General features: G+C 26.8%; 26 protein-coding genes. 6 read left to right on the top strand and 20 right to left on the bottom strand.

Annotated features, from left to right (window positions below):
* Positions 1 to 36: 36 nt before the first annotated feature.
* From pta to Q0K19_RS09380, 7 genes are all read right to left on the bottom strand, one after another.
* On the bottom strand, positions 37 to 1,044 hold the full coding sequence (gene pta, locus Q0K19_RS09410) for a phosphate acetyltransferase (RefSeq protein WP_297247531.1): 1,008 nt from the start codon (positions 1,042 to 1,044) through the stop codon (positions 37 to 39).
* A 439-nt stretch (positions 1,045 to 1,483) separates the two neighbouring features.
* On the bottom strand, positions 1,484 to 2,359 hold the full coding sequence (locus tag Q0K19_RS09405) for a DMT family transporter (RefSeq protein WP_297247529.1): 876 nt from the start codon (positions 2,357 to 2,359) through the stop codon (positions 1,484 to 1,486).
* Between the two features lie 81 nt (positions 2,360 to 2,440).
* A complete protein-coding gene (locus Q0K19_RS09400; RefSeq protein WP_297247527.1) occupies positions 2,441 to 4,078 on the bottom strand; it encodes an ankyrin repeat domain-containing protein in 1,638 nt (545 codons plus the stop codon).
* A 115-nt stretch (positions 4,079 to 4,193) separates the two neighbouring features.
* Complete coding sequence (gene mgtE, locus Q0K19_RS09395) at positions 4,194 to 5,552, bottom strand: magnesium transporter (protein WP_297247525.1); 1,359 nt, start codon at positions 5,550 to 5,552, stop codon at positions 4,194 to 4,196.
* Positions 5,553 to 5,603: 51 nt separating this feature from the next.
* Entirely contained in the window at positions 5,604 to 6,272 is a 669-nt protein-coding gene (locus Q0K19_RS09390) for a hypothetical protein (RefSeq protein WP_297247523.1), read from the bottom strand.
* Between the two features lie 63 nt (positions 6,273 to 6,335).
* Positions 6,336 to 7,094: an MBL fold metallo-hydrolase gene (locus Q0K19_RS09385; RefSeq protein WP_297247521.1), complete on the bottom strand. Its 759-nt coding sequence runs from the start codon at positions 7,092 to 7,094 to the stop codon at positions 6,336 to 6,338.
* A gap of 52 nt (positions 7,095 to 7,146) precedes the next feature.
* Positions 7,147 to 8,184: a glycosyltransferase family 9 protein gene (locus Q0K19_RS09380; RefSeq protein WP_297247519.1), complete on the bottom strand. Its 1,038-nt coding sequence runs from the start codon at positions 8,182 to 8,184 to the stop codon at positions 7,147 to 7,149.
* Between the two features lie 174 nt (positions 8,185 to 8,358).
* Between Q0K19_RS09380 and Q0K19_RS09375 the strand changes: the two genes are divergently transcribed.
* Positions 8,359 to 9,342: an ABC transporter substrate-binding protein gene (locus tag Q0K19_RS09375; RefSeq protein WP_297247517.1), complete on the top strand. Its 984-nt coding sequence runs from the start codon at positions 8,359 to 8,361 to the stop codon at positions 9,340 to 9,342.
* Between the two features lie 122 nt (positions 9,343 to 9,464).
* On the opposite strand, the gene Q0K19_RS09370 is transcribed toward Q0K19_RS09375, so the two are convergent.
* From Q0K19_RS09370 to Q0K19_RS09310, 13 genes are all read right to left on the bottom strand, one after another.
* The gene (locus Q0K19_RS09370) at positions 9,465 to 10,091 is read right to left on the bottom strand and encodes an SIS domain-containing protein (RefSeq protein WP_297247515.1); all 627 of its coding nucleotides are present in this window, start codon (positions 10,089 to 10,091) and stop codon (positions 9,465 to 9,467) included.
* Between the two features lie 61 nt (positions 10,092 to 10,152).
* A complete protein-coding gene (locus Q0K19_RS09365) occupies positions 10,153 to 10,821 on the bottom strand; it encodes an ankyrin repeat domain-containing protein (RefSeq protein WP_297247513.1) in 669 nt (222 codons plus the stop codon).
* Between the two features lie 89 nt (positions 10,822 to 10,910).
* A complete protein-coding gene (fabG, locus tag Q0K19_RS09360; protein ID WP_297247511.1) occupies positions 10,911 to 11,639 on the bottom strand; it encodes a 3-oxoacyl-ACP reductase FabG in 729 nt (242 codons plus the stop codon).
* 3 nt (positions 11,640 to 11,642) lie between these two features.
* Positions 11,643 to 12,149, bottom strand: a complete 507-nt coding sequence (locus Q0K19_RS09355; protein ID WP_297247509.1) for a 3-hydroxyacyl-ACP dehydratase — start codon at positions 12,147 to 12,149, stop codon at positions 11,643 to 11,645.
* Between the two features lie 18 nt (positions 12,150 to 12,167).
* The gene (locus Q0K19_RS09350; RefSeq protein WP_297247507.1) at positions 12,168 to 13,340 is read right to left on the bottom strand and encodes a beta-ketoacyl synthase N-terminal-like domain-containing protein; all 1,173 of its coding nucleotides are present in this window, start codon (positions 13,338 to 13,340) and stop codon (positions 12,168 to 12,170) included.
* Between the two features lie 51 nt (positions 13,341 to 13,391).
* Positions 13,392 to 15,698, bottom strand: coding sequence for an MMPL family transporter (locus Q0K19_RS09345; protein WP_297247505.1), 2,307 nt, complete (start codon positions 15,696 to 15,698; stop codon positions 13,392 to 13,394).
* Positions 15,691 to 16,260 carry an outer membrane lipoprotein carrier protein LolA gene (locus Q0K19_RS09340; protein ID WP_297247503.1) on the bottom strand — a complete coding sequence of 190 codons (570 nt, stop codon included), beginning with the start codon at positions 16,258 to 16,260 and terminating at the stop codon, positions 15,691 to 15,693. Before Q0K19_RS09340 ends, Q0K19_RS09345 begins: the two co-directional genes overlap by 8 nt.
* A gap of 466 nt (positions 16,261 to 16,726) precedes the next feature.
* On the bottom strand, positions 16,727 to 17,152 hold the full coding sequence (locus Q0K19_RS09335) for a thioesterase family protein (RefSeq protein WP_014487734.1): 426 nt from the start codon (positions 17,150 to 17,152) through the stop codon (positions 16,727 to 16,729).
* Between the two features lie 3 nt (positions 17,153 to 17,155).
* A complete protein-coding gene (locus tag Q0K19_RS09330; RefSeq protein ID WP_297247501.1) occupies positions 17,156 to 18,118 on the bottom strand; it encodes a glycosyl transferase family 2 in 963 nt (320 codons plus the stop codon).
* A 12-nt stretch (positions 18,119 to 18,130) separates the two neighbouring features.
* Complete coding sequence (locus tag Q0K19_RS09325) at positions 18,131 to 18,463, bottom strand: 3-hydroxyacyl-ACP dehydratase (RefSeq protein ID WP_297247499.1); 333 nt, start codon at positions 18,461 to 18,463, stop codon at positions 18,131 to 18,133.
* Between the two features lies 1 nt (position 18,464).
* Complete coding sequence (locus Q0K19_RS09320; protein ID WP_297247497.1) at positions 18,465 to 19,811, bottom strand: class I adenylate-forming enzyme family protein; 1,347 nt, start codon at positions 19,809 to 19,811, stop codon at positions 18,465 to 18,467.
* Between the two features lie 8 nt (positions 19,812 to 19,819).
* A complete protein-coding gene (locus tag Q0K19_RS09315; protein WP_012669838.1) occupies positions 19,820 to 20,080 on the bottom strand; it encodes a phosphopantetheine-binding protein in 261 nt (86 codons plus the stop codon).
* A gap of 49 nt (positions 20,081 to 20,129) precedes the next feature.
* A complete protein-coding gene (locus Q0K19_RS09310) occupies positions 20,130 to 20,834 on the bottom strand; it encodes a beta-ketoacyl synthase chain length factor (protein ID WP_297247494.1) in 705 nt (234 codons plus the stop codon).
* Between the two features lie 261 nt (positions 20,835 to 21,095).
* Between Q0K19_RS09310 and Q0K19_RS09305 the strand changes: the two genes are divergently transcribed.
* From Q0K19_RS09305 to Q0K19_RS09285, 5 genes are all read left to right on the top strand, one after another.
* Positions 21,096 to 21,479, top strand: a complete 384-nt coding sequence (locus tag Q0K19_RS09305) for a MerR family transcriptional regulator (protein ID WP_012669836.1) — start codon at positions 21,096 to 21,098, stop codon at positions 21,477 to 21,479.
* Between the two features lie 19 nt (positions 21,480 to 21,498).
* On the top strand, positions 21,499 to 21,939 hold the full coding sequence (locus tag Q0K19_RS09300; RefSeq protein WP_297247489.1) for a cyclophilin-like fold protein: 441 nt from the start codon (positions 21,499 to 21,501) through the stop codon (positions 21,937 to 21,939).
* A 209-nt stretch (positions 21,940 to 22,148) separates the two neighbouring features.
* Positions 22,149 to 22,994, top strand: coding sequence for an aldo/keto reductase (locus Q0K19_RS09295; RefSeq protein WP_297247487.1), 846 nt, complete (start codon positions 22,149 to 22,151; stop codon positions 22,992 to 22,994).
* A 466-nt stretch (positions 22,995 to 23,460) separates the two neighbouring features.
* Positions 23,461 to 24,360: an aldo/keto reductase gene (locus Q0K19_RS09290; protein WP_297247485.1), complete on the top strand. Its 900-nt coding sequence runs from the start codon at positions 23,461 to 23,463 to the stop codon at positions 24,358 to 24,360.
* A gap of 67 nt (positions 24,361 to 24,427) precedes the next feature.
* On the top strand, positions 24,428 to 25,405 hold the full coding sequence (locus Q0K19_RS09285; RefSeq protein ID WP_297247483.1) for an aldo/keto reductase: 978 nt from the start codon (positions 24,428 to 24,430) through the stop codon (positions 25,403 to 25,405).
* Positions 25,406 to 25,619: the final 214 nt, after the last annotated feature.

The raw sequence follows: 25,619 nt of genomic DNA, 5'->3' as shown, positions 1-25,619 counted from the left end.
ACAGCCATAAATAATAGTCTATTTATTAATTATATATTATTTAACTTGTAAAGAAGTGATAACAGCTAAATCAGCTATATCCTGAGCAGAACATCCTCTTGAAAGGTCATTAGCAGGTTTAGCAATACCTTGAAGCATAGGACCTATAGCAGTACATTTTCCTACTCTTTGAGCTATTTTGTGTCCGATATTTCCAGAGTTTAACTCAGGGAATATAAATACATTAGCATCGCCCTTAATAGGAGAACCAGGAGCTTTTTGAGCAGCAACTTTTTCAATCATAGCTGCATCAAGCTGCATTTCGCCGTCATAAACAAAATCAACCTCTTGTGAATCTAATATTTTTTTAGCTTCTCTAACTCTAGTAATTGATTCATGTTCAGCAGAACCTTTAGTAGAGAATGAAAGTAAAGCAACTTTAGGTTCATTACCTGTCATACTTCTATAAGACTCAGCTGTAGCTTTAGCTATATCAGCAAGCTGTTCAGGTGTAGGCTCTGGTATAACTGCACAGTCAGCAAAACAAGATATACCATTTGTAAATAAAGATTTATCAGGGCTTTCAAGGAAGAATGTAGATGATAAAGTTTTAATTCCTTTTTTAAGTCCTATTAAGAATAAAGCTGCTCTAAGCATTTCACCTGTTGAATAAACAGCACCGCCTACCATACCGTCAGCATCATTGTCGGCAATCATTGCAGCAGCTGCATATATAGAATGATTTGTAATTAAATCCTTAGCCTGATCTTTAGTCATACCTTTCTTTTCTCTAGCTGTGAAAAGCATTTCGATATATTTTTCTGTTATAGCTTCTTTGGTTGGATCAAAAATTTTGACAAAACCATCATCTAAGTTTAAATCATTTTCTTTAGCTAAACCTTGTATTTTAGCAGTATCTCCTACCAATACAAGTCCTTTAACTAATTGTTCTTTTTTTAGTATAACAGCAGCCTTAACATGTCTTTCATCATATCCTTCTGCTAATACTATAGTTTTTGGATTAGATTTTGCTTTTTCTTTTAAATTATCCATAAATGATGCCATAATAAAAACCTCTTAAAAAATAAAATTCTATCTATATATTTTAATACATAAATTAGAATTTTGCAAACCCATACTATGTCTAAGTATAATTTTTATTAAAAATAATCCATTTTTAATACATAAGCTAAGAGGATTTTATCGTCAATTAAATATGTAATATATTTTTTAATTATATATATCCCAAATATAAAATTTTAAAAAACATATAGATAATACTTAGCGGCAAATAATAATAGATATTTTTTGAAATATTTTTCATTATATAAAAAAATAAAGCAGATAAAAATATTATAACTAATAAATTTCCTAATAAAATGACATATAAAGGATTTTAGTTTTTATAAAATAACTTTAATAACAGTAAAACTATATACACAAATTAATGTTTTTATAATATTGATTTACTGAATTTATTATAAAAACATCAAAATTACTTAATTTATGATTCCTTTTTCACACTGCTTCCTATCTCACATATAAATATTGCTGATATCATACATATACCGCCTATAACAAAATTCATAGTAACAGGGTCTTTCATAAAAATGACTCCGCCCAAAGCACCCAAAAAAGATTCTAAACTAAGTATAATTCCAGCCTTACTAGGATTTACATACTTTTGTGATACAGTTTGAAGCAAATAAGCAATTCCTGTGGCTCCTATAGCCAAATAAGCAAGAGAATAAATAGCTTCATTAGAAACATTAACATTGAAAGGAGTAGAAGTTACCAACCCTACAGAAAGAGATACTATACCAGCTATAATAAGCTGCAATGCCGCCATTATAATACCGTCTACATATTCAAGCATCTTATCTATAAGCATTAAATGAACTGCAAATACAATAGCACAAAGCAATGCAAATAAATCACCAATCTCTATACCAGAAAAGCCTTCAAAAGAACTTAATAAATATAAACCTAAAACTGTAATTACTGCCGCGATAAATGCTGAAATATGAGGTCTTTTTTTGTATATTAGCCAAGAAAAAAACGGTATGAATATAACATAAGAACCTGTAAAAAATGCTACCTTTGAGGCGGTTATAAATTTAGAACTCATAGTCTGTAAAAAGAATCCTAAAAATAATGCTATACCAACAGGGGCTGAGAGTATTATATCTTTTTTAGAAATATTTCTAATTCTTTTGAAAAATACAAGAGATAAAAAAATTCCTCCGGCTAAATTTCTTATTCCTACAAGATAAAAAGGTTCTAATTCTTTAACGACAACTTTAACGGCAACAAAACTATATCCCCAGATCAATGCTGTTAAAAATATACCTATAGTGCCTAATCTTTCTTTATTAGCCATATACTACTAACCTAATAATTAATTTTATTAGTATTAGATAATATAATATTTAAATTAAAATGTCAAAGTATATTATTCAAATTATGATTTAAGTTTATTATTGAATAAATTGATAATACTGCTGTAACCCTTTTCTTTAGCAACATCATATTCTTTTTCAAATATATTCTTACTGGAATCACTTATTTCATAATATTTAACTAACTGTTCACATATTTCAAAATAACCTTTTGAAGAAGCTATATATAAAGCAGTATCTCCATTTATATTCTGTTCTTTTATAGAAGCATTATTTTTAAGAAGATAATCTACCACTTCTGTTTTTCCATTATCAGCGGCTATCATTAAAGCAGTTTCACCCAATTTATTTTTATTATCAATAATATCAGGATAAAGCTCTAAAATATATTTAACAATATCATCATATCCTTTAGCACATGCAAACATAAAACAATTCCAGCCATTAATATCTGTTTGATAAATATCTATGCCTTTTTGTATTAAATATTTCACAGACTTTAAATTATCATATATAACAGCCCACATTAAAGGAGTAATAGATTCTCCATCGCCTTTTAAACTCATTCCATGCATCAAAAGAAGCTCAACAATATCTATGTTTCCAGCTATAACAGCATGAATAATAGCATTTCTTTCCAAACTATCTACTGCGGAAATATCAGCATTATTATCAAGCAAAGTTTTTACTATCTCAATATTACCAATATAGCATGCATACATAAGCGGAGTAACATAATCATCATCAGCCTGATTAACATTAACATTATGCTTTATTAATAAATCTATAATTTCTTTATTCTCTATCTCTATTGATAATATCAAAGCAGATTTGCCATTATCAGTAACTCCGTCAGGCTGCACTTTATTCATAAGTAAATACTTAACTATATCTTTATGCCCGGCAGATGCAGCTATAGCTAATGCTTTAGGAGCTTTCTTTTTTGAATTATCAAAGAAATATCTTACTACATCCAAATGTCCATTATAAGCAGCAGATATAAAAGCACTTGAAAATACATTATGCTTATTTAATCCTAATTTTGAATGTATATAATGAACTAACGATAAATTACCGCTAATAGCAGCTATTGTCAAAGAATATTTAGGTATTTCTATATCACCTTTATTAAGTATATACTCTACTATATCTATATTGCCGCTTGATATTGCATAAGATAATACTGTTTCTTCGTATATATCAACATCATCTAAATTGGCATGATTATCTATTAAAAATTTAACAGCTTTAAAATTTGATTTCTGACAAGAATACATCAAAGGTGTTATATTAATATCAGTTTTGGCATTAACATCAGCACCATTTTCTACAAGAAGTTTTATAATATCAAAATGATTCTCTGAACATGAATAATGCAAAGGAGTTTCATTATTGCAATTGCTTAAATTTACTAAAGCACCATTTTTTATTAGTATTTCTGCTATATCTTTATGACCATTAGCACATGCATTCATTAAAGGGGTTATATATAGCTGATCTGCCTTATTAGGATCTGCCCCTGCCTTTAAAAGTAATTCAACTATCTCTTTATATCCAGCCTTACAGGCATGCATTAATGGTGTTAATCCCAGTATATTGCTTAAATTAATATCTATATCTTTATTTTTTAATAATATTTCAACTGCTAATACATTATTTTTAGCCGAAGCCTCATGTAATTCAATCTCAATTTCTCTCATAAGTAATAAACCTCATATTATATATTAAATGTAATATAAAAGCATAAATAGTCAAACATATTTTATTTTTATAATATAACACATTATTAATAATTTAACAATTATTTAAAAAAAATCAAAAAAATATTATAAAAGCTATTGTAGCTATAGAACAATATAAAGCCGTACCAACTATATCGCATATAGAAGTAAGCATAGGTGCTCCGCTTATAGCAGGATCTATATTAAATTTAGTAAGTATAAAAGGCAGACAAAGCCCTATAACACTTCCAATAAAAACTATACTAAACATAGATACAGATACAATAGCTGCTATTTCAAATCCCCCTCTTATGACACCTAATATATAAGCTCCAAGCGCCATACTCAAACCTAACATAGATGCCACTAATACCTCTTTTGAAAGCATATAAAACCAGTCCTTTAATACAACATCTCCAATAGCTAAAGACCTTATAACAAGTGTAGCAGACTGACTTCCGGCATTGCCTCCGCTTCCTATAAGCAAAGGCAAGAAAACAACTAAAACTATATGTTTTTGAAGTGTATTTTGGAATATACCTATAACACCTCCTGAAAATATATTAATAAATACTAATATTAAAAGCCATAATATTCTCTGTTTGTAAAGAGTAGATATAGGAGTTATTTTTAAATTATCATCAAATTGATCTTCGCTTGAAGTTATTCCCGCCATTTTATGAAAATCATCTGTATATTCTTCTTCTGCTATGTCCATTATATCATCTACTGTAACAATTCCTATCATAGAATGCCTATCATCAACAACAGCAAGAGAATGAAGATTATATTTCTTTATTACATCAATAGCATTTTCCTGATCATCATAAACTGATATATAAGGGCAATTATTAGTAATTTCTGATATTAATGTATCTTTATCCGTAAAAAATAATTTCCTTAAAGCAATAGATCCAATCAATGTTCTTCTGGCATCTGTAACATACAAAGTAGTATAGGTTTCTGACTCTGCTATATTGCTTCTAACATATTCAAATGCTTCGCTTACAGTCCAATCCGGTTTTATACTTATATATTCAGGCGTCATCAAACGTCCTATACTTCCTTCAGGATATGCCAAAAGCCATGAAGCTATTTCCCGTTCCTCGCTTCCTAAAAGTTTTAATATATTTTCAGACATAGTTTCCGGAATAGAGGCTAAAAAATATGTTCTATCATCAGGATTAATATTTTCCAAAAGGTCTTTAATATCAGCTTCCTGCATATTTTCTATGATTCTCTGCTGATCTATAGGGGCAAGTTCAGGAAATACTTTATAATAATACTCATGCGGAAGAATACTAAAAACTTTGTATTTATCATCATTTTTTAGAGAAGTGATGAGATTAGCTGTTTCTACCTCCTGCCATAAAGGAAGTATATCTGTTAATGCATCCCACTCTTTTTCTTCTATCAAATCCTCGATTTCAGGCTGTAAAAGTTCTTTAAGCATACTTATATCCTATGTATTATGTATATAATATAAACCTATTGTTACGATAAATTAATAACTAGTTCCAACTAAATAAGTACCTATTTGTACACCAAAATCAAATGAATGTATATTATATCTTGAATAACTAGGATGTTTATAATTCATAGCAAAATCATAATTGAAATATAAACCTGCTGCAATAGCAGCAAAACTGCTTAAATTATATTTAAAATCTACAGTAAATTTAAGATATGGTATAACTGCAGATGTAAATGATTTTTTTATTTCATCGGCATTTAATTTTGCACTATAGTCGCCATCTTGTACATTAGCAGCCAATGGTATTTTTGCTCCTGCTCCTATACCTAAAGAAAGCACTAAAAAAGTAACTCTAAACATAGCACCAGTATTTAAAGTATCAAATGTGTAAGAAACTATTCTAGCATCTTGAGAATTTATATATTTATAAGAACTTCTATAATATCCTATGTCGGCTAAAACATCAAAACCTAATAATCCGCCGAAATCATAAAAATATCCGGGCTGAAGTAATACACCGAAATCGAATGAACTGCTGCTTTTTAATATATCAATTTTACTATTATCTAATCCTCTCAAATCAGCAAAAGCAAAACTTCCTGTCAATGGCACAAATAAAGCAACACCTCCGCCATGCTGAGCAAATGCATTTATACTAACGAATACCATAAAAAATAATGATGCTACTAATTTTTTCATAATCTTCTCTCTTAAATTATGTTATATTATTATAATATAAAAAAAACAATATAATGTCAAATATTAAACTTCTATACTAAGTCCGTCATAGGCAGGATACATATTCGCAGGAAGTTCTTTTTCTAAATTTTTATGTAAAACATCATGAGTCATATGAGTAAAATAAGCTTTTTTTACGCCTAATTTATCAGCTATATTCACAGATTCCTGTAAAGATAAATGAGTATGATGCTGTCTGTATCTTAAACCATTTAAAACTAAAACTTCAGTTCCTTCAATCAGTTTCAAACTCTCATCGCTTATATGACTTGCATCTGTTATATACGTGAAATTATTGAATCTATAACCTAATATATTAAGCACTCCATGCTTTACAGCAATAGGAGTAACTTTTATATCATCAAACATCATTTCACTTTCTATATGATGAAAAACAACCTGAGGAAGTCCTCCGCCTAATTGAACAGGATTAAAAAAGAAATCATACTTCTGTCTTAAATTATCCATAGTATCTTTATTACCATAACAATCTATTGCGGTATGCATTATAAAATTTAATGATCTTAAATCTACAATGCCAGAACTATGATCTGCATGTGAATGTGTATAAAATACAGCTTCAAGACTATCAACTTTTTCTCTTAACATCTGAGCTCTGAAATCGGCAGAAGTATCAACTATATAATTTTTATCATTATGTCTTATCAGTATTGATGAGCGTGTTCTCTTATCTCTTTTATCTTTACTTCTGCATACTCTGCATTTGCATCCAATCATAGGAACACCATCGGAAGTACCTGTGCCCAAAAAAGTTATTTTCATATTATACCTCCTCTACTATAATATTATATAATTTATATTTTTTATATCAATACTAAAGTTTTTCTATAAATCTTTTTGCTAAAACTTCCGCATCTATATTTTCTATACATATATGATTATTAGGACAGTTTTTTCTTTTATAGCATCTTGCACATTCTAAATTTTCTACTCTTATAGTTTCAGAATTTTTTGCAATCGGCCCTACCCTAACCTCGCTTGTAGGTCCGAATATTGCTATAAGCGGTTTTTGAAATGCACATCCAGTATGCATAGGGAAAGAATCAACCGTTATCATTCCTTTTGAATTTCTTATAAGATATGCTAATTCAGGCAAATTAAAAAGTCCCGCACTATTTAATACATTATCAAAACCTTTTACTATTTCAGCACATTTATCATTATAATCGGATGTAGCCGAAACTATTATTTGTATATCTTTTAACTTTTGTATTTCTTTTATTATCTCTCTAGATTTATTAACAGATAAATCTTTAGTATCCCATCTTGAAAATGGGGAAAAAACTATATACTCATTATCTATATCAAAATTGCTGTTTATTGAATACTTTATATCTTTTATTCTTTCAGCAAAATCTATATCTATATTTTTAGGTAAAAAATAGTCTAAATCTGTACCGTCATCTGGACAGTCTATAAACTTCAAAAAAGATAATAATCCTACTATTGCATTTATATCTTTATAATAATTGCTTTTAAGTCCAAACCATTTACCCTTGGCATATTTCTTTTTTGAATGACATAAATACAAAAATATAACACTCCTTTCAAGCCCCTGCAAATCCATAGCTATATCATAATGCTCTTTTCTTACTTCTTTTATATGCGAAAAGAATTCTCTTATAGTTGAAAAAAACAATAAAGGAGATTTAAATATTTCTGTTTCATATTTGTATATATCCAAAACATACAATTTATTTATATAAGGATTATTCTCTAATATTCCTAAAGCTCTTTTATCTGTAACAACATCTATAGTACAGTCAGGCTTCCATTTTTTTAATGCCCTTATTACTGGAGTCATATGCAAAACATCGCCTAAAGAAGTTTGTTTTATTAAAAGTATCTTCATTATTAAATACACCTTATTAAATAATAATATAATGATATATATTTTTTTATAATAATCAATAAAAATATATAAAAAATCTTATAAACAGCATTGACAATATTACTTTATATAGTATTATTACTATATAAAGTAATTAACTAAAAAATCAAAAAATAAATATAAAAGGATTAAAAAATGAAAAATAATAAAACTATAATTTTTGTATTAATAATAATATTTGTATTAATATCATCATTCACTATAAGTAAAAAATATATGTATCCAAAAAATGAAACTGATAAAGTTATAACAATAGGAATAAGTCAGATGATAGAGCATGATGCATTAGATTTAATTTATAAAGGCATAGAAGATGAATTAAATAAATATTATAAAGACAGCAATAAAAAGATAAATATTGATTATCAAAATGCTCAAGGCGAACAGGCAAACTGCAATACAATAGCTCAAAAGTTTGTTAATGATAAAAAAGATATTATAATAGCAATAGGGACACCTTCGGCACAGTCAGCCGTCAATTTAACTAAGGATATACCAATAATAGTTTCAGGCATAGGCGATCCAATAGGTGCAAGGTTAGTAACGAATTTAAATAAACCGAATGTAAATGTAACTGGAATTATAAATCTTCCTCCTATAGCAAAGCAAATAGAACTTATGCATACACTTCTTCCAAATGCTAAAAAAATAGGACTTTTATATTGCTCAAGTGAAATCAATTCTGCATATCAAATAAAGCTAGCAAAAGAAAAATTGGATTCTCTCGGACTTGAATATATAGATTTAACTGTTGCAAATGCCAATGAAATTCAGCAAATTATGTTAAGTGCTGTAGATAAAGTAGATGCTATATTCTCACCTACTGATAATATAATAGCAAACAGCATGGCCAATGTTGCTATGATAGAAGAAAGCACAAAAATACCTGTTGTATGTGCCGATGCCAGTATGACAAAAATAGGAGGCACTGTTACTTATTCTGTTGATTATTATGATATGGGAGTTTCTACTGCTAAAAAAACAATAGAAGTATTAGAAGGTATAAAAGATATAAAAAACATACCTTTAGAGCCTTCAGAAAATTATAACTTTGTTGTTAATACTAATATGATTAATAAATTAGGAATTAGGATACCAAACGATATTTATAACAATTAATACAATAATAAAAAGCTAATAGTTCCGTATTTAGACTACTACATAAATAGGGCTTGCAATTATTATATAATTACAAGCCCTATATTTTTAACAATTATCTATTTTCTCTTATCTGTTTTCTTTTATCTATTTTCTTTAAAAAAATGTTCTTCTACTCTTATACAAATTTCATGATATATTGCTTCATGAAATTCCTGAGATATATGAGTTTCTTTAGCTGGTGCTTTAATAGTAATATCAGCCATCTCTGCAAGTTTTCCTCCATTTTCATTGGTAAAGGATACAACTTTTATTCCCATAGCCTTAGCAAGTTTTGCAGCATATATAATATTCTTTGCATTTCCTGATGTGCTTATAGCGAAGAAAATATCTCCTTTATCTCCAAATCCCAATAATTGCTGGGCAAATACCAAATAAGGTTCTTTATCATTAAGATAAGCACTTGAAAGTCCCAAATGTGAAGTTAAAGCAACAGCTCTTAAAGGAGATTCTAAATTATCAGCAATATACTGTCCGTCATCAAACTGTAAAAGCTCCTTTCTTATATCTTCATTAATAGGACGCTTCTTTAAAAAACTCTTTAATAACTCTCCTGCTATATGCTCACTATCGCAGGCACTTCCTCCGTTTCCTGCTATTAAAACTTTATTTCCTCTTTCATAGCATTTTATAGTTTCATTTATAGCAGATTCAATATTATCTTTTATACTTTCCAATTTTGGAATTCTTTTTATTAATTCTTCTATCATTTAATATTCCTTAAAATAAATTACGATTAATTATATATAGATTTTAAAAATTTAAAAAATATTATTCAGTAGCACCATACTCCGTTAAAAACGCTATCAAAGTATCAGGCTTTTTATAATTATTTTTCACATAAGTAAGTGCAGTTCTTCCGTTTTTATCTCTAACATTAACATCTATTCCATTATCACAAAGAAGTCTAGCAACTGGAAGCATATTTTCACTTTTATCAGCAGACATAAAAACCATTATCAATGCATTATCTCCGTCATTGTTAATGGCATTTATATTTACTTTATAATCAATCAAAGTCTTCACTATATCGGTATACAATTTATATGAAGCTATATGCAAAGCAGTTTCTCCATAACTATTAGAGGCATTAACATCTGCTTTTGCCTTTAATAAAATCTTCACAATATCATGATATCCGCCTGTTGCAGCCATTAATAAAGCAGTATAACCCACTTTATCAGAAACATTCACATCTGCATTAGAATTTACTAAAAGCCTTACAATAGCGGTATGTCCATGATGAGATGCAAGCATTAATCCTGTAACTCCATCCTCAGATACAGCATTAACATTAACCTTTTTGTTTATAAAGGCAACGACTGCATCATATTTACCTTCTTCACAGGATTTTAAAAACTTGCTTTCATTATCAGTCAAAGCATAGGATACATTAAAAAATAGTGCAAAAATAAAAATAATATTTATTAATTTTTTCATAAACAACCCAATATATATATAACTATTATATATAATATCATTAAAACCATATTTGTAAAATACTTTTTGTTTAGTTATGTAAAAAATGTTCAATACATTCCGCCGTCAACGCTTATAACCTGCTTAGTAATATAATTAGCCTCATCAGATAATAAGAAATTTACAGCATTTGCCACATCTTCAGGCTTTCCTATTCTTTTTAACGCTATCATATTTTTAGCATGCTCTATTATTTCATCATTAATCATTTCGCTTTCAATAATACCCGGAGCAATACAATTTACAGTAATATTTCTTTTACCCAATTCTATAGCTAAAGATTTAACAGCACCTATTAATCCTGCCTTAGAAGCTGCATAATTAACCTGTCCCCTATTACCAATAAGACCAGTTATTGAACTTATAGCTATGATTCTTCCGCCTTTTTTATTTCTTATCATAGGCATAATTAGAGGATTAACTATATTATAAAAACTTTTAAGATTAACATCTATGACATTGTCCCATTCATCTCCAGTCATAGCAGGAAAAGCATTATCCATAGTGATTCCGGATGAAAGCACTATACCATAATAAGCTCCGTTTTCTTCTATATCTTTAGTTAACGTACTTTTAACTTCTTCTCTGTCTGTAATATTCATTTTTAAAAATCTTATGTTAACATCATAATATTTTGCAAAATCTTTTATTTTCTCTATAAAAGAATCATTTTTATTATAGCACATTACAGCATCGTATCCATTTTCTATAATCTTTTTTGATATAGCAAATCCTATACTGCCTGAAGCACCTGTTATTAAAATAGATTTATTTTTCATCTTTTATCCGTTTATATCATTATTATTAAAAATATCTGCAGAACTTTCCATAACCATTATAGAACAGTCCATGATTTTATTGTCATCATTAACTATTTTTTTATATTCATCTAAAGTATTTATATCATCATTATAAAGAATAGCTTCTCCGTCATAGTAGGCTATTTTTTTATCATTAAAAGTTTCTTTCACAAATATATAAACTCTATTATCAGATTTTATTTTATTTATATAGCAATTAACTTTTTTTATATTTAAAATAAAACCTATTCTTTTATTATCATCATTATTTGATAAAGCTCCGTTATAAGCTGCCGCAGTCTGTGCTGCATATTCTGTAAATATATAAGATTCTATACCTTCAGGTTCTGAAATATCATAAAAAATATTATCTTTCTTAATATTAGCAAAAGAAAGTATTTCCTTATTATCAAAATTTATATCAGATATACCTTCTATCAATAACATTTTTCCTTTATGAGGTATATTCAATTTATATTTATTTTCCATAAAATTATTGATCCGAAATTATTTTCCAACTATCAAACAAGTATTGCTTCCGCCGAAACCAAATGATACGCTCATACAATTTTCAAGTCTTTCAGACTGCACTTTTCCAGTAACCAAATTTATTTTAGCTAATGTATCATCATACTCGCCGTCATATAAATGCGGAGGAAGTATTTTTTCTTTATTAATATCAGAAAGTGTAATATAGCAAACTCCAAGCTCCATAGCTGCTGCTGCCCCTATAGTATGCCCGAATGATGTTTTACTAGAACTGCAGTATATATCAGAAGCATTAACTATATTTAATGTTGTGCTTTCCATTTTATCATTTATTGAAGTTCCTGTACCATGAAGATTAATATAATCTATATCATTTATATTCATATCAGCATGTTTTAAAGCATCATTGATACATTTGCTTGTAGTAGTACCGTCTATATCAGGACTAGTCATATGATGAGAATCTGAATTACTATTATAGCCTTTAAGATATAATGCATTTTTTGAATCAATTAAATTATCTTTTGCAAGCACTGTAAATGCAGCACCTTCTCCTAAATTAATACCTTTTCTGTTTTTTGAAAAAGAATTAGTTTTATTATAATCAACTACTTCAAGAGAATCAAATCCGTAAACAACAGTATCAGTTACAACATCGGCACCGCCTACTATAGCTGCATCTATTACTCCGCTTCTTATAAGTTCATCTGCTGCTATTATAGCATTAGCACTCGAAGTACATGCTGTAGATATAGTAAATGAAATACCTGAAACATCAAAATACTTCTGTAAAAAATCACAGCATATATTAAGACTTTGCATAATCAATATTTTTTTCTCATCGATTACGCTTCCTTTTAATATATAATCTTTAGTTTCATCGCTTCCATTTTCGCAAGTACCCACTATAACGGATATTCTATTTTTTCCGTATCTCTTTTTCGCTTCATCGATTATAGGCTTTAATTGATTAACAGCATGCAAAGCCATTTTATTTATTTTATTATTATAAGGGTTATCAAGTTCAAAATTAAAAAAATCATTATCTATTTTGCCTAAGAAAAATTTTTTCACATAATCATTATTCTCTTTTAAACCATACTCACCATTTAAAAAATATTTATTATACAATTCTTCCTTATTTCTAGCTAAACAATTAATAATTCCAAAATCTAATAATACGTTGCTCATAAAACACCTCAGAATCGAGTATATAATTCTATAACAAAAATGTCAAATTATTTAATCATTATTCTTTTTTATTAATTTATTAAAATTAAACAATACAGGAGAAATTATAAATGATGATAAAATTCCAATAAATAAAAATAAACCGAAAGATTTTACAGGTATAAAACTGCTGAATGCCAATGTACCGAATGATAATACAGTTGTCATCATAGATAAAAATACAGCTAAAAATGTAATCTCTTTATCTGCAGCACTATTTGAGAAAAATATTGAATAATCTATTGATATTCCTATTGAAAGTATCAAAGCAAATATAGAAAATATATTTATATTAATACCAAATATTGAATGTACTGATAAATTTATTAATACAGACATTAACTGTACTATTATTATAGCTATTGCTTTATTTTTATCAAAAAATATCATCATAGTTATAAATATTATAACATAGGCAATTACAGCCATTTTTATAGCCGTTTTCGCAGTGCCGTCTAAAGCATCATTAATTTCTTCATTTATATTAAATATTTTAACATCATTATTATCTGATTTTATTATATTGTTTGTATCATAATCGCTAGTTGCTATAATAAAATATTTATTATTATTAGTAACTATAATTTTATTCAAATCATTGAAATTAGTATTCTCAAGTATTTTATTTATATCAAGAATTTCATTTTTAGTATTTTCAAATTCTGATTTTATTCTCTGATAAGAAACTTCATCTAAATTCAAAGCATCAGTCTGTTTTCTTAATATAGGCATTAATTTATCATTTACAAGCTTAACATTATCTTTCTGTCTTTCCTCTGAATATAATATTTTTGATATAGCTGTATAATTATTATTGCTTAAATTATTAGCTATGCTCTCCTCTGCTGATAATGCCTTTGAAAGAGTATCTCCTCTTGAAATTATAATATTCTTTGCGAGTGATGTATTTAATCTGTTATAAACTTCTTTTTCACTATTAAGCAAAAAATCCGGTGTATTATATAACTGATTAGCAGAGAAATTCACTTTTATTTTTGGAATAAATATTATAGAAATTATAATAACCGCTACAAATATAATCAATACATTTTTTATGCTTATTATTTTAACATAATCATTTAATATATTCTTGCTTTTATCAAGTATCGATTTCTTTATCACGCTTTTATCATTTTTAAATAATATAGGATATATTATGTTTACTGTAAGAAATGAGCTTAAAAGTCCGAATATAGAAAATAATGCTATTTGCTTTAATAATATAAGAGATGTTAAAGATAATGATAAATAACTCACTATTGTAGTTACAAAACCTAAAAGCATACTAGGAAATATTTTTTTCAATACTTCTTTTTTATCTTCTTCATTGTACCATTCAGTTATAAAATGTATTGAATGATCTATTGATATACCTATAAGACTTGTGCCAAATACAAATGTAAATATATGAATCGAATCAAAAAATACAGATGAATATAAAAATGCCGATAAACCTGATATCATTATAGTACACATTGAAATTATATAAGGCTTCAAAGATTTGAATATAAAAACGAATATCAAACAAATAACAATAAATGATACTATAGATATAATAGTAATTTCAAACTTTGCACTTTTCTGACTATAATAAGTATGTACCGGAACACCTGAAATATATGTTTTTATATTTTCTTCATTTTCTAATACTTTTAAATATTCTGTAATATCATCAAAAAACTTTTCGTTATCAATATTTTTAGGCATATCAATATTAACAAGAATATTATATTTATCATCATAATTTATAAATTGTATTGAATCTCTAGACTGAAAATTATTTTCTGAAGTGAGAATCTCATTTATTTTTGAATTAACAGTAAAAAAAGGATCATCTTCAATATTATCAACTATAGGTATAAAAAAAGGAGAATAAAAATTAGCAAGTGCATTTTCTGCAACAATATCTGCCTCATCATTCAATAAATAATTTCTTATCTCTTTTGAAAGAAGCTGATATTTATATTTTACCATGGTATTTAAAATATCATCATAGTTTCTAGAATGGAAATTAACTGACACATTACTATAAGACTCTTTTATATGTTCATCTAATTTTAATGCATTACTTTTAGCATTATCAAAATCTTCACTTTCTATAAATATTTTTACGCTGCTTGAATTTTTAAAAAAGAAATCTTCCAAAGGCTTTTGAAAATCTTTATCTTCCAAAAACTTAGGAGTTATAGACAAAAAATTAGTATCTATTTTGGCCGTTTTTCCAAATCTTGATAAAAATAATATAACAGCAAATAAATGAAAAATTATCCAAATATATATAAAAATTTTTCTTCTATTATCTAAAATACTTTTATTCAAAATATTTTGTCTCCTCAGAGGTTATTCTATTAGATTTAGATAAAACTTTCATTATATATTCAGTAGTGCTGTTATTAGAAGAATACATTTTTATTTTTTCTATATATCCTGCATTAGCAAAACTTACTTCTATCTTCTCTATTATTTTTTTAAGCTCATTAGTTTTTGGAGTATAAACTATAATATTTCCATTAACACTTTTATTAAATGATTCATTTATAGTTTTTTCATCATAAGTAAAAATTGATTTTATTATATTAGCTATTTGAGCAAACATAGCATTATTGGAGTCAGCCATAACTTTCTTTTTTCCGTCCGGCATTATCTGAATAACATTTTTTTCACCCATTACAGTTATAGACTCTTTAGGACTTTTAGTAAACCAGCATATACCATAACCGCTAACTACAATAAAATCACCCGAAGATTCAAAACTTCTTCCTTTCTGACTTACTATTTGAGTATAGCTTCCTTTCAATAGTTTTGCATTTTTATATTCATCTTTAACTTGGCATAATAAAATAGAAGCCATTGCAATAAATATTATCAAAATTTTTCTCATTTTATATTTCCTAATATTATTTATATAGTATATGCCCAAACAACTATATTTTGTCAAAAATAATTTTTTAAAATTTTAAATATATGCAGGGCTTTGCCCCGCACCCCACTTCTTTTGTTGCCACAAAGAAGCAAAAAGGCTGCATTTTTATGGTATATCCTATATTTAATAGGAATGTTTTTAATATAAAGTTCTAGCAGTTGCGTTTTTTGCAACTTTTTTGTGCGGCAAAAAAGTTGATAATTCTATATAAAGTGCGTCAGTTGACAAAGTTAAAAATTCTTAGTATATACTAAAAATTTTATATTGTTCTTTTTCACACCTCATACATTATGCATACTTAATAAATAAACATACAAAATACTCCTGCAGCTAAAGTGCAAATAAATTAGTAATAAATCATACTAATTTTATTTTATAAATTATAAAATACAATAAAAATACAAATTGTAAAAAAACTTTATACTTAATTATTAATTCTTTCTATTCTCTCTATAAAATCTTTAGGACTATTCAAAAAACCTTTTCTAGTTTCACTGTCAATAGGCATTTGCAATGTGCTTGATTTTGATATGATTTTATTATTTTCATCATAAAAAGTATATTCTACTCTCATACCATTCAAATATTCTGTAATTGCCGTATGTATTCTAACCTTCTGATTTAATTTTATAGAGTTTATATATTTAATTTCTAATTTTACTATAGGCCACATAACGCCTTTAGCAGTCATAATATCATAGTTATAATCTATAATTTCAAGCATAGCCTCTCTAGCCTGCTCCATAAATTTAATATAATTACCATGCCAAACAACTCCCATAGGATCCAAATCATAAAAAGAAGGTTTTATATAATAATCATTTTCTAAATAACATTTTTTGGCTGCCATAAATTAATCTCCTTTATACCAAAAATCATGAAAATTATACCATTGATAAGGATATTCTATAGCTTTTTCTTCTATAATGGAAGCAAATTCTTTAGTTAATTCTAATATAACTTCATTTTTCTTTTTTCTATTTTTTAATTCTTCATCATTTAATTTTATTTTTGAAGGATATATATAAAAGTTATATTTCTTTGAAAGTATTTTATCATCTTCTCTCAATGCAAAGAAATAATAAACAGGATATCTGAGCAAAATAGGTATCAAAAAAGCTCCGCATGGAAAAGGTGCATCTTCGCCTAAAAAGTTTATATAATTTACTTTATCAGTTTTATTCGTAGTTCTATCTCCTGCTATTGCTACTATCTCACCATTATTCAATTTATCTTCAATACTTATTATTGTATGAGGACCTATATTAGAAGCATCTATAAAATCTATATAAGAATTATTTTTACCCTCTTCAAGCACTATATTAACATTCTTATTTACTTTAGGATCTATTATTATATTTATCTTATAATCTTTAATAGGATTCCCTTCATTAATAGCAGCTAATCCTTTTAAAAGCTCAATATTTCCTATATGAGAAAATAATATTATCATACCTTTTTTCTTATTAAGTAAATCAATAACTTCATTATAACTATCTTTAGTTTTTACAACTAAATCTGTAATAGGTATATCTCCATTCCAAGCTGAAAATTTTTCTGAAATAGAAACAACAAATGAAAGCAAATGCCTATAAGAACAAATAAAATTCGATTTAATTTTTTTATTATATTTAGACATCTTTTTTAAATATTCTCTGGAAGCCTGCATTCTAGTTTTTGAATAAAAGAAATAAACTATACTTATAGGAATAAGATAAAGAATTATAAAAGTCCTTCCCAAAATTTTATATACAAATACGGAAAATAATGCTTTCCATCTCTTACCTATTTCTTTTTCTTCCGTCCAATGAGCCATAACAAAAAACCTTTAAGAAAAATATACTTTACCGTCTGAATATTTTTTATTATCATCATATATCTTAAATGAAATAATATTGTCAGATAAATGACATTCTATAAAAATATTTGTATTTGGAAGAATCATATCAGTAAATTTTAATTTTAATAATTTATTTACTACTAACTCTTTATGAAAAATATCTTTAGATATATCAGTAATAATTTTTATCTGAGCTATAGCAGGAAGAAGTTTAAATTTTTCAAAATGCCCGTCAAAATAAAATAAACTACTACTTATAAATATTTTAGCCTTAAACATATCAGGAGTATGTTCTTCTATAGTATAATCTATACTAGACAATTTAATTTCCTTCCATTATGGCGTCAAGTGCTTTTCTATCTATTTTACCGATTTCGCTTCTAGGTATAGAATCAACAAAATATATTTTTTTAGGCAATACAACTGTTTCAAAATAGCCTTTTAAATAATCAATAACATATTTTTTCATATCTTCAGAATTTCTATCTTTATTATTCATTACTATAAAAGAAGCAATATATTCTCTTTTATCAGATTTACAATATATTGTATAACTATCTTTAAAATGCTTATCCATCAATATTTGTCTGTCTATCTGCTGTACGCTTATTCTTTTACCTTCAATTTTTACTATAGAATCTTCTCTGCCTAAAAGTTCAAACTCATCTCCATTCTTCATGTTAACAACATCGCCGACATGTATCCAAACATTCTCACCCGTATAACCTGAACAGCATTCTATACTTCCATTTTCATCAACTTTAAGTTTTACAACACTTAATCTAGTCCATAATTGATTTTCGCTTCTTCTTCTATAAGCCATAGCACCAGCTTCAGTACTTCCGTAAATTTCTGTAACATCAGTACCAAATATCTCTTTACAAAGGTCATTAACTTTCTCCTCAAGCATTCCAGTAGAAGAAAATAAATACCATTTAGATTTTATTTTTAAAGAAGATTTATCTATTCTCTTTAAAAATGCAGGTGTAGTAACTATAGTAATTTTTTCATAATCTGCAAAATTATTAACAGTTTCTAGATAATTTATTCTATTATTTATACATTTAGTCTCAAGCATAAAAGGAACTAGCACAGCAAAAACAAAACCGTAACTATGATAATGTGGAACTGTATACAAAAATAAAGAATCTTTAATATTTTCAGTAAATTGATTAACTATTTTAGTAGCCTCAGCTTCAAACTGTTTTAGAGTTTTTTCTATAAGTTTAGGATATCCTGTTGATCCTGAAGTATAAAAATTCACATATACATTTTCATCTATTATTGTTTCTTTAAGTACATCAAACCATTTATCATTGCATTTGCTTTCAAACACTTCATCTAAATTCAAAGCCGAATTTTCTGTGTCGGATATATAAACCATAGTATTATCTATTATGCTTTCAACATATTTAGGGCTATTATTATTTAATACATTCACTCTTTTTTTAAGAATGAAACCTGCAGTAATAATAGCAATAAATCTATATGCATCTCCAATAAATACAGTAATAGTATCTTCTTTATATTTAGAAATATATTCCAAACTTCTTACTATATCAGAAACAAACTCTTTATATTTTATAAAATTCTTATTCTCTTTATGAATAAGAAAAATATCTTCTGAATCTTTTAACGAATAAAAATTTGTATTGCTTAATTTTCTCATAATATTTTTTATTTATTATCTGAATTTTCTCTTATATATTTTGCTAATGTTGCAACAGAATAAAAATACTGTTTATTGTTTTCTTCTACATCGGAAAAAGTTATATTAAATTTTTTCCTTATTGCCACACCTATTTCTAATGCATCTATAGAATCAAGTCCTAATTCATCTCCAAATAAAGGAGCATCTGTGTCTATATCCTCTATAGATACGCCTTCTAAATTTGCTGACTCTATTACAATTTGCTTTATTTGATCTTCAATACTCATATACAATTCTCCTTATTATAATTTTACATAAATCTATCAATAAAATATATTATTTTTTTATTAATTTAATTTTCCCTAATTCTAAATCGGCAGTATCTGTTGATATAAATTTTATAAAATCTATAATAGAATTTTCATCTTTATCAAGATCACTGTCAATAACATCTATATCAATATTTGGGTCTTTTTTAGAAATAAGACAAGAAAATGCAAATGAATAATTACCGTCTTTTGATATTTCTTCATAACTTTCAGGCAACTTTTCATCAGCTATTAATATAAGAGCTTTATCACTTTCAGAAGTTTTTAAAAAAGCCATAGCCTGAATAAGTGCTGTATCTATAAAATTATTGTAGCATGTAATAGCAATAGCTCTTTCATGATTTTGATAAAATATAGTAAGCTGCGCCACTGCTGTATTAAAAACAGAAAAACTAAAAAGTGCAGGAGAAACTTCATGTTCTGTAACTATCTTTTTAGACATATTATACTGCTGTTTTATTTCACCATATTTAGATACAAAAAAAATTGGTATTTGTTCATTATCTTTTAGAATATTTTTAACGGATTCAAAAGAAAATTTAGTTATTTGACTTAATCTTCTTTTTTGTGCTCTAGGTATAAATTCTAAATCCGGATTAGAATCACCATAAGTAATTTTTATATCATTATTTATATTTTCTAATATAAAATTCTTATCCATATTTGGGGCAAAAAAATCCCAATCCAATACTCTAAAACTTAAACCTGTCATAAACTTCCTAAAATAAAAATCATAATTTCACTATTTTTCATTATACAAAATTATATTATAAAGTCAACTATAATATACTTGTTAATAAATCAATAGTACAAATAATAAAATTTAATGTATCATACTTTTTAAGCATATATAATCATAATATATAAGTATTTGATATAATTATATAATAAATTAAACTAAATAATATAAAATAATATTGACATTGGAGTGCACTCCAATGCTATAATCATATAAAAAGGAGGTAAATACATAATGACAATAGCAGAAGTCAGCAAAAAGACGGAATTATCTACTGATACATTGAGATATTATGAAAGGATAGGCATAATACCTGAAGTAGAAAGAAGCGAAAGCGGAATAAGAAATTATACTGATCATGATTTAGTATGGATAGAGTTTGCTAAATATATGAGAAGTGCTGGAATGGGTATAGAATCATTGATAGAATATATAAAACTCTACAATAAAGGAGACGCCACTTTAGAGGCAAGAAAACAATTACTAATAGATCAAAGAGAAACAATAGTAAATAGAATAAATGAACTTAAAGAAACATTAGAAAAATTAGATTTTAAAATACAGAACTATGATACAAAAATGAGAGAATGTGAAAAAAGACTATCTAAAAATAATTAATATAATTAAGGATAAAAAAATGAAAATATTATTAACTTTTTTTCTTTTTATAATGACAGCATGTAATTCAGTTTATGGAGATAATACAACTACTATGAATACTTTAAATACTTCAATCAATTTAAAAATAAATAATAAAGACTATAAATTGATATTATATGATAATCAAACAGCAAAAGATTTTTTAGCTATGATGCCATTAACAATAACTATGAATGATTTAAATGCTAATGAAAAATATCATAATTTGAGTAAAAACCTTACAACACAATCATCAAGAGTAGGAAGCATAAAAACAGGCGACTTTATGCTTTACGGCAGTAATTGTTTAGTTCTTTTTTATGAAAGTTTTTCTACATCATATAGCTATACAAAAATAGGATATATAGAAAATACATCTGGACTTAAAGATACTCTTGGCAGAGGAAGTGTTGAAATAACTTTTAGTATTAATAATTAAAAAATTATAAAAATTACTATTGACATTGGAGTGGACTCTAATGCTATAATTTGAAAATAATTGATAATAAACTTGGAAAATTAGTGATAAGTAAGTTTATTGATAATATAAAAATTTTGGGCGTCTTTTAAGTTCACTTAAAAGAGCCTTTTGCCAAAAATTTTTATTAGTAATAATAAATTATTAATAGCAACAATAGGAGTTATCACATGAAAAAAGTAAAATTAAATAATGGACTTGAAATGCCCATATTAGGCTTTGGAGTTTTTCAAATACCTGATTATGAAGAATGTAAAAAATCTGTACTAAATGCCATAGAAGCAGGATACAGATTGATAGACACTGCTTCTGCTTATAATAATGAAAAAGCTGTAGGAGATGCTATAAAAGAAAGCGGAATTGACAGAAAAGAATTATTTATCACTACTAAATTATGGATAAGCGACAGCGGATATGATAATGCTAAAAAGGCTTTTGAAAATTCTATGAATAAATTAGGTTTAGATTATTTGGATCTATATTTAATACATCAGCCTTTCGGTGATTATTACGGATCTTGGAGAGCTATGGAAGACTTATATAATGAAGGAAAAATCAAAGCTATAGGTGTATGCAATTTTTATCCTGACAGATTATTAGATTTTGTTATGCATAATAAAATAGCTCCTATGGTAAATCAGATTGAAACTCATCCATTCTTTCAAAGAGAAGAAGATAATAAACTTATGAAAGATTACAATATTCAAATAGAATCTTGGGGCCCATTTGCTGAAGGCAGAAATAATATGTTTACTAATGAAGTATTGCAGTCTATAGCAAAGAAGCATAATAAAACAGTGGCACAAGTTATATTAAATTGGCTTATAAAAAGGAATGTTGTTGTTATACCAAAGAGCGTACACAAAGAAAGAATAATAGAGAATTTCAATGTATTTGATTTTGAATTAGATGATAATGATATGAAAGAAATTTCTAAACTTGATACTAAACAAAGTTTATTCTTATCGCATACTGATATTGAAACGGTAAAATATTTATGTAATTATAAAATATAATAATTTATAATTTTTTAGTATATACTGAAAATTTTTAAGTTTGTTACCTGATGGACCTTATCTAAATTTATCTACTTTTTTGCCGCACAAAAAAGTAGCTGCCGCAGGCACGCTACGCGAAAACGTAATTACTAGAACTTTATATTTAAAACATATCTATTAAATATATGATATATCCTAAGAATGCAGTCTTTCGCGAAGCGTATCCGAGCCTGTCGAGGATATAAGGTTCTTTGTGCCAATACCACCCTAAAGGACTTCCTATGGTCGCAGGCACTCCCTACGGTCGCAAAAGAACTTGGGGTGTTACGAAGTACGCAGAGCGGTGGGGCAAAGCCACCACAAACAATAAAATTGAAAAAACTAAAATTGGAGAATATAAATTTTTTAGTATTATTTCATCTTTGAAAATTACAAAATTGTTTTAATAATATATGATAGGGTTAAATTTTATAAAAGGAAAATTATGAAAAATATTTTTATAAGTTTTTTATTTATTTTTATGACAGTACTAATTTTTAATAATAAAGCAGAGGCAAATAATATGAAAGGCAATTTTAATTTCAATACCAAAACTGTTAAACTAAACAGCGGATATGAAATACCTTTAAATGGAATCGGTACTTATAGTCTATTAAATGATGTTTGCTATAATTCTATTCTTTATGCTTTACAAAATGGCGTAAGATTGATAGACACAGCATACATATACAATAATGAGGAACAAGTTGGAAAGGCTGTAAGAGATTCTAAAATAAACAGAAAAGATATTTTTATCATTACAAAATTATATCCTAATCAATACAATAATGCAGAAAAAGCTATAAATGATGCATTAAAAAAATTAAATGTAGAATATATTGATATGATGCTTCTTCATCACCCGGGAAATAATGATGTTGAGGCATATAAGGCTATAGAAAAAGCTATAAAAGAAGGAAAGATCCGTTCTGTTGGACTTTCTAATTGGTATATAAAAGAATTAAAAGAATTTCTTCCAAAGATAAATATAATGCCTGCTTTAGTACAAAATGAAATACATCCCTATTATCAAGATACTGAAGTAATAGAATATATTCAAAGTTTGGGAATAGCTGTTCAAGGCTGGTATCCATTGGGAGGAAGAGGACATCAGAAAGAACTTTTAAATGATAAAGTATTAAAAGATATAGCAGCAAAATATAATAAATCAGTTGCTCAAATCATATTAAGATGGAATTTACAAAGAGGTGTAATTGTAATACCGGGATCAAGCAACAGAGAACATATAATAGAAAATACAGAAATATATGATTTTGAATTGAGCGATGATGATATGAAAAGAATATCAGAATTGAACCGCAATGAAAAACATGATTGGTATTAAATATTATTTTTATTATTATTATTTAATTTAAAGAAATTGATTAATAAAACTTTAGGAGAATATAAACATGAAAAAAAGAAAGCTAGGAGATTTAGAAGTATCCGCAATAGGCTTAGGATGTATGGGATATGGTGTAGTATATGATGAAAATTATGATAAAACAGAATTAATATCTCTTATACATGAAGCTGTAGAATTAGGCATTAATTTCTTTGACACCGCAGAAGCTTATGGCCCATATAAAAATGAGGAAATTGTTGGCGAGGCATTAGAGAAATACAGAGATAAAGTTGTAATAGCTACAAAATGCGGCATAAAAACAGTAAACGGTAAACCTGTATTAGATGCCAAAAAAGAAACTATAAGAACATCGGTAGAAGGTTCATTAAAAAGATTAAGAACCGATTATATTGATTTATACTATCTTCATAGAGTTGATGCTAATACCCCTATTGAAGAAGTGGCAGAAACAATGAAAGAATTAATAAAAGAAGGAAAAATTAAACATTGGGGAATTTCAGAACCTGGAGCAAACACTATAAAAAAAGCTGATAAAATATGCAAATTAACTGCCATACAAAGCGAATACTCTATGATTTGGAGAGAACCTGAAAAAGAAATTATACCATTATTAGAAGAATTAAATATAGGTTTTGTTCCATTCTCTCCATTAGGCAAAGGATTTTTGACAGGAAGATTCAATGCTGATTCAGAGTTTTCAAAAAATGATTTTAGAAGTTATGTACCAAGATTCCAAAAAGAAAATTTAAAGCAAAATCAAGTATTGATTGATATTTTAGAAGATATTGCAAAGACAAAAAATGTATCAAAATCTCAAATAGCATTAGCTTGGGTATTGTATCAAAAACCATTTATAGTACCAATACCGGGAACAAGAAAAATAGAAAGATTAAAAGAAAATATATACTCTGTTAATGTAGAGTTTACTAATGAAGAATTAAATAAAATAAATGAAGCAATATCAAAAATAACTATACAAGGAGAAAGATATCCAAAGGAACATTTAGAAATAGTAGGCAGATAATATTTTTTGTATTTATAATATTATACTTGATAAGATTATTTAATTTTTTAATTACAAGTATGATTTTTGAAAAGTTTATAAATGAATTATTTTAGTATATACAAAAATTTTTAACTTTGTCAATTTTAATATTTTTGTAGATATATTATCAACTTTTTTGCCGCACAAAAAAGTTGCAAAAAACGCAAGTGCTACAACCTTATATTATTACAAT

This window comes from uncultured Brachyspira sp., from assembly GCF_944393015.1.
In the GTDB taxonomy this organism is placed as follows: domain Bacteria; phylum Spirochaetota; class Brachyspiria; order Brachyspirales; family Brachyspiraceae; genus Brachyspira.
This window is presented reverse-complemented; position numbering and strand designations above follow the sequence as displayed.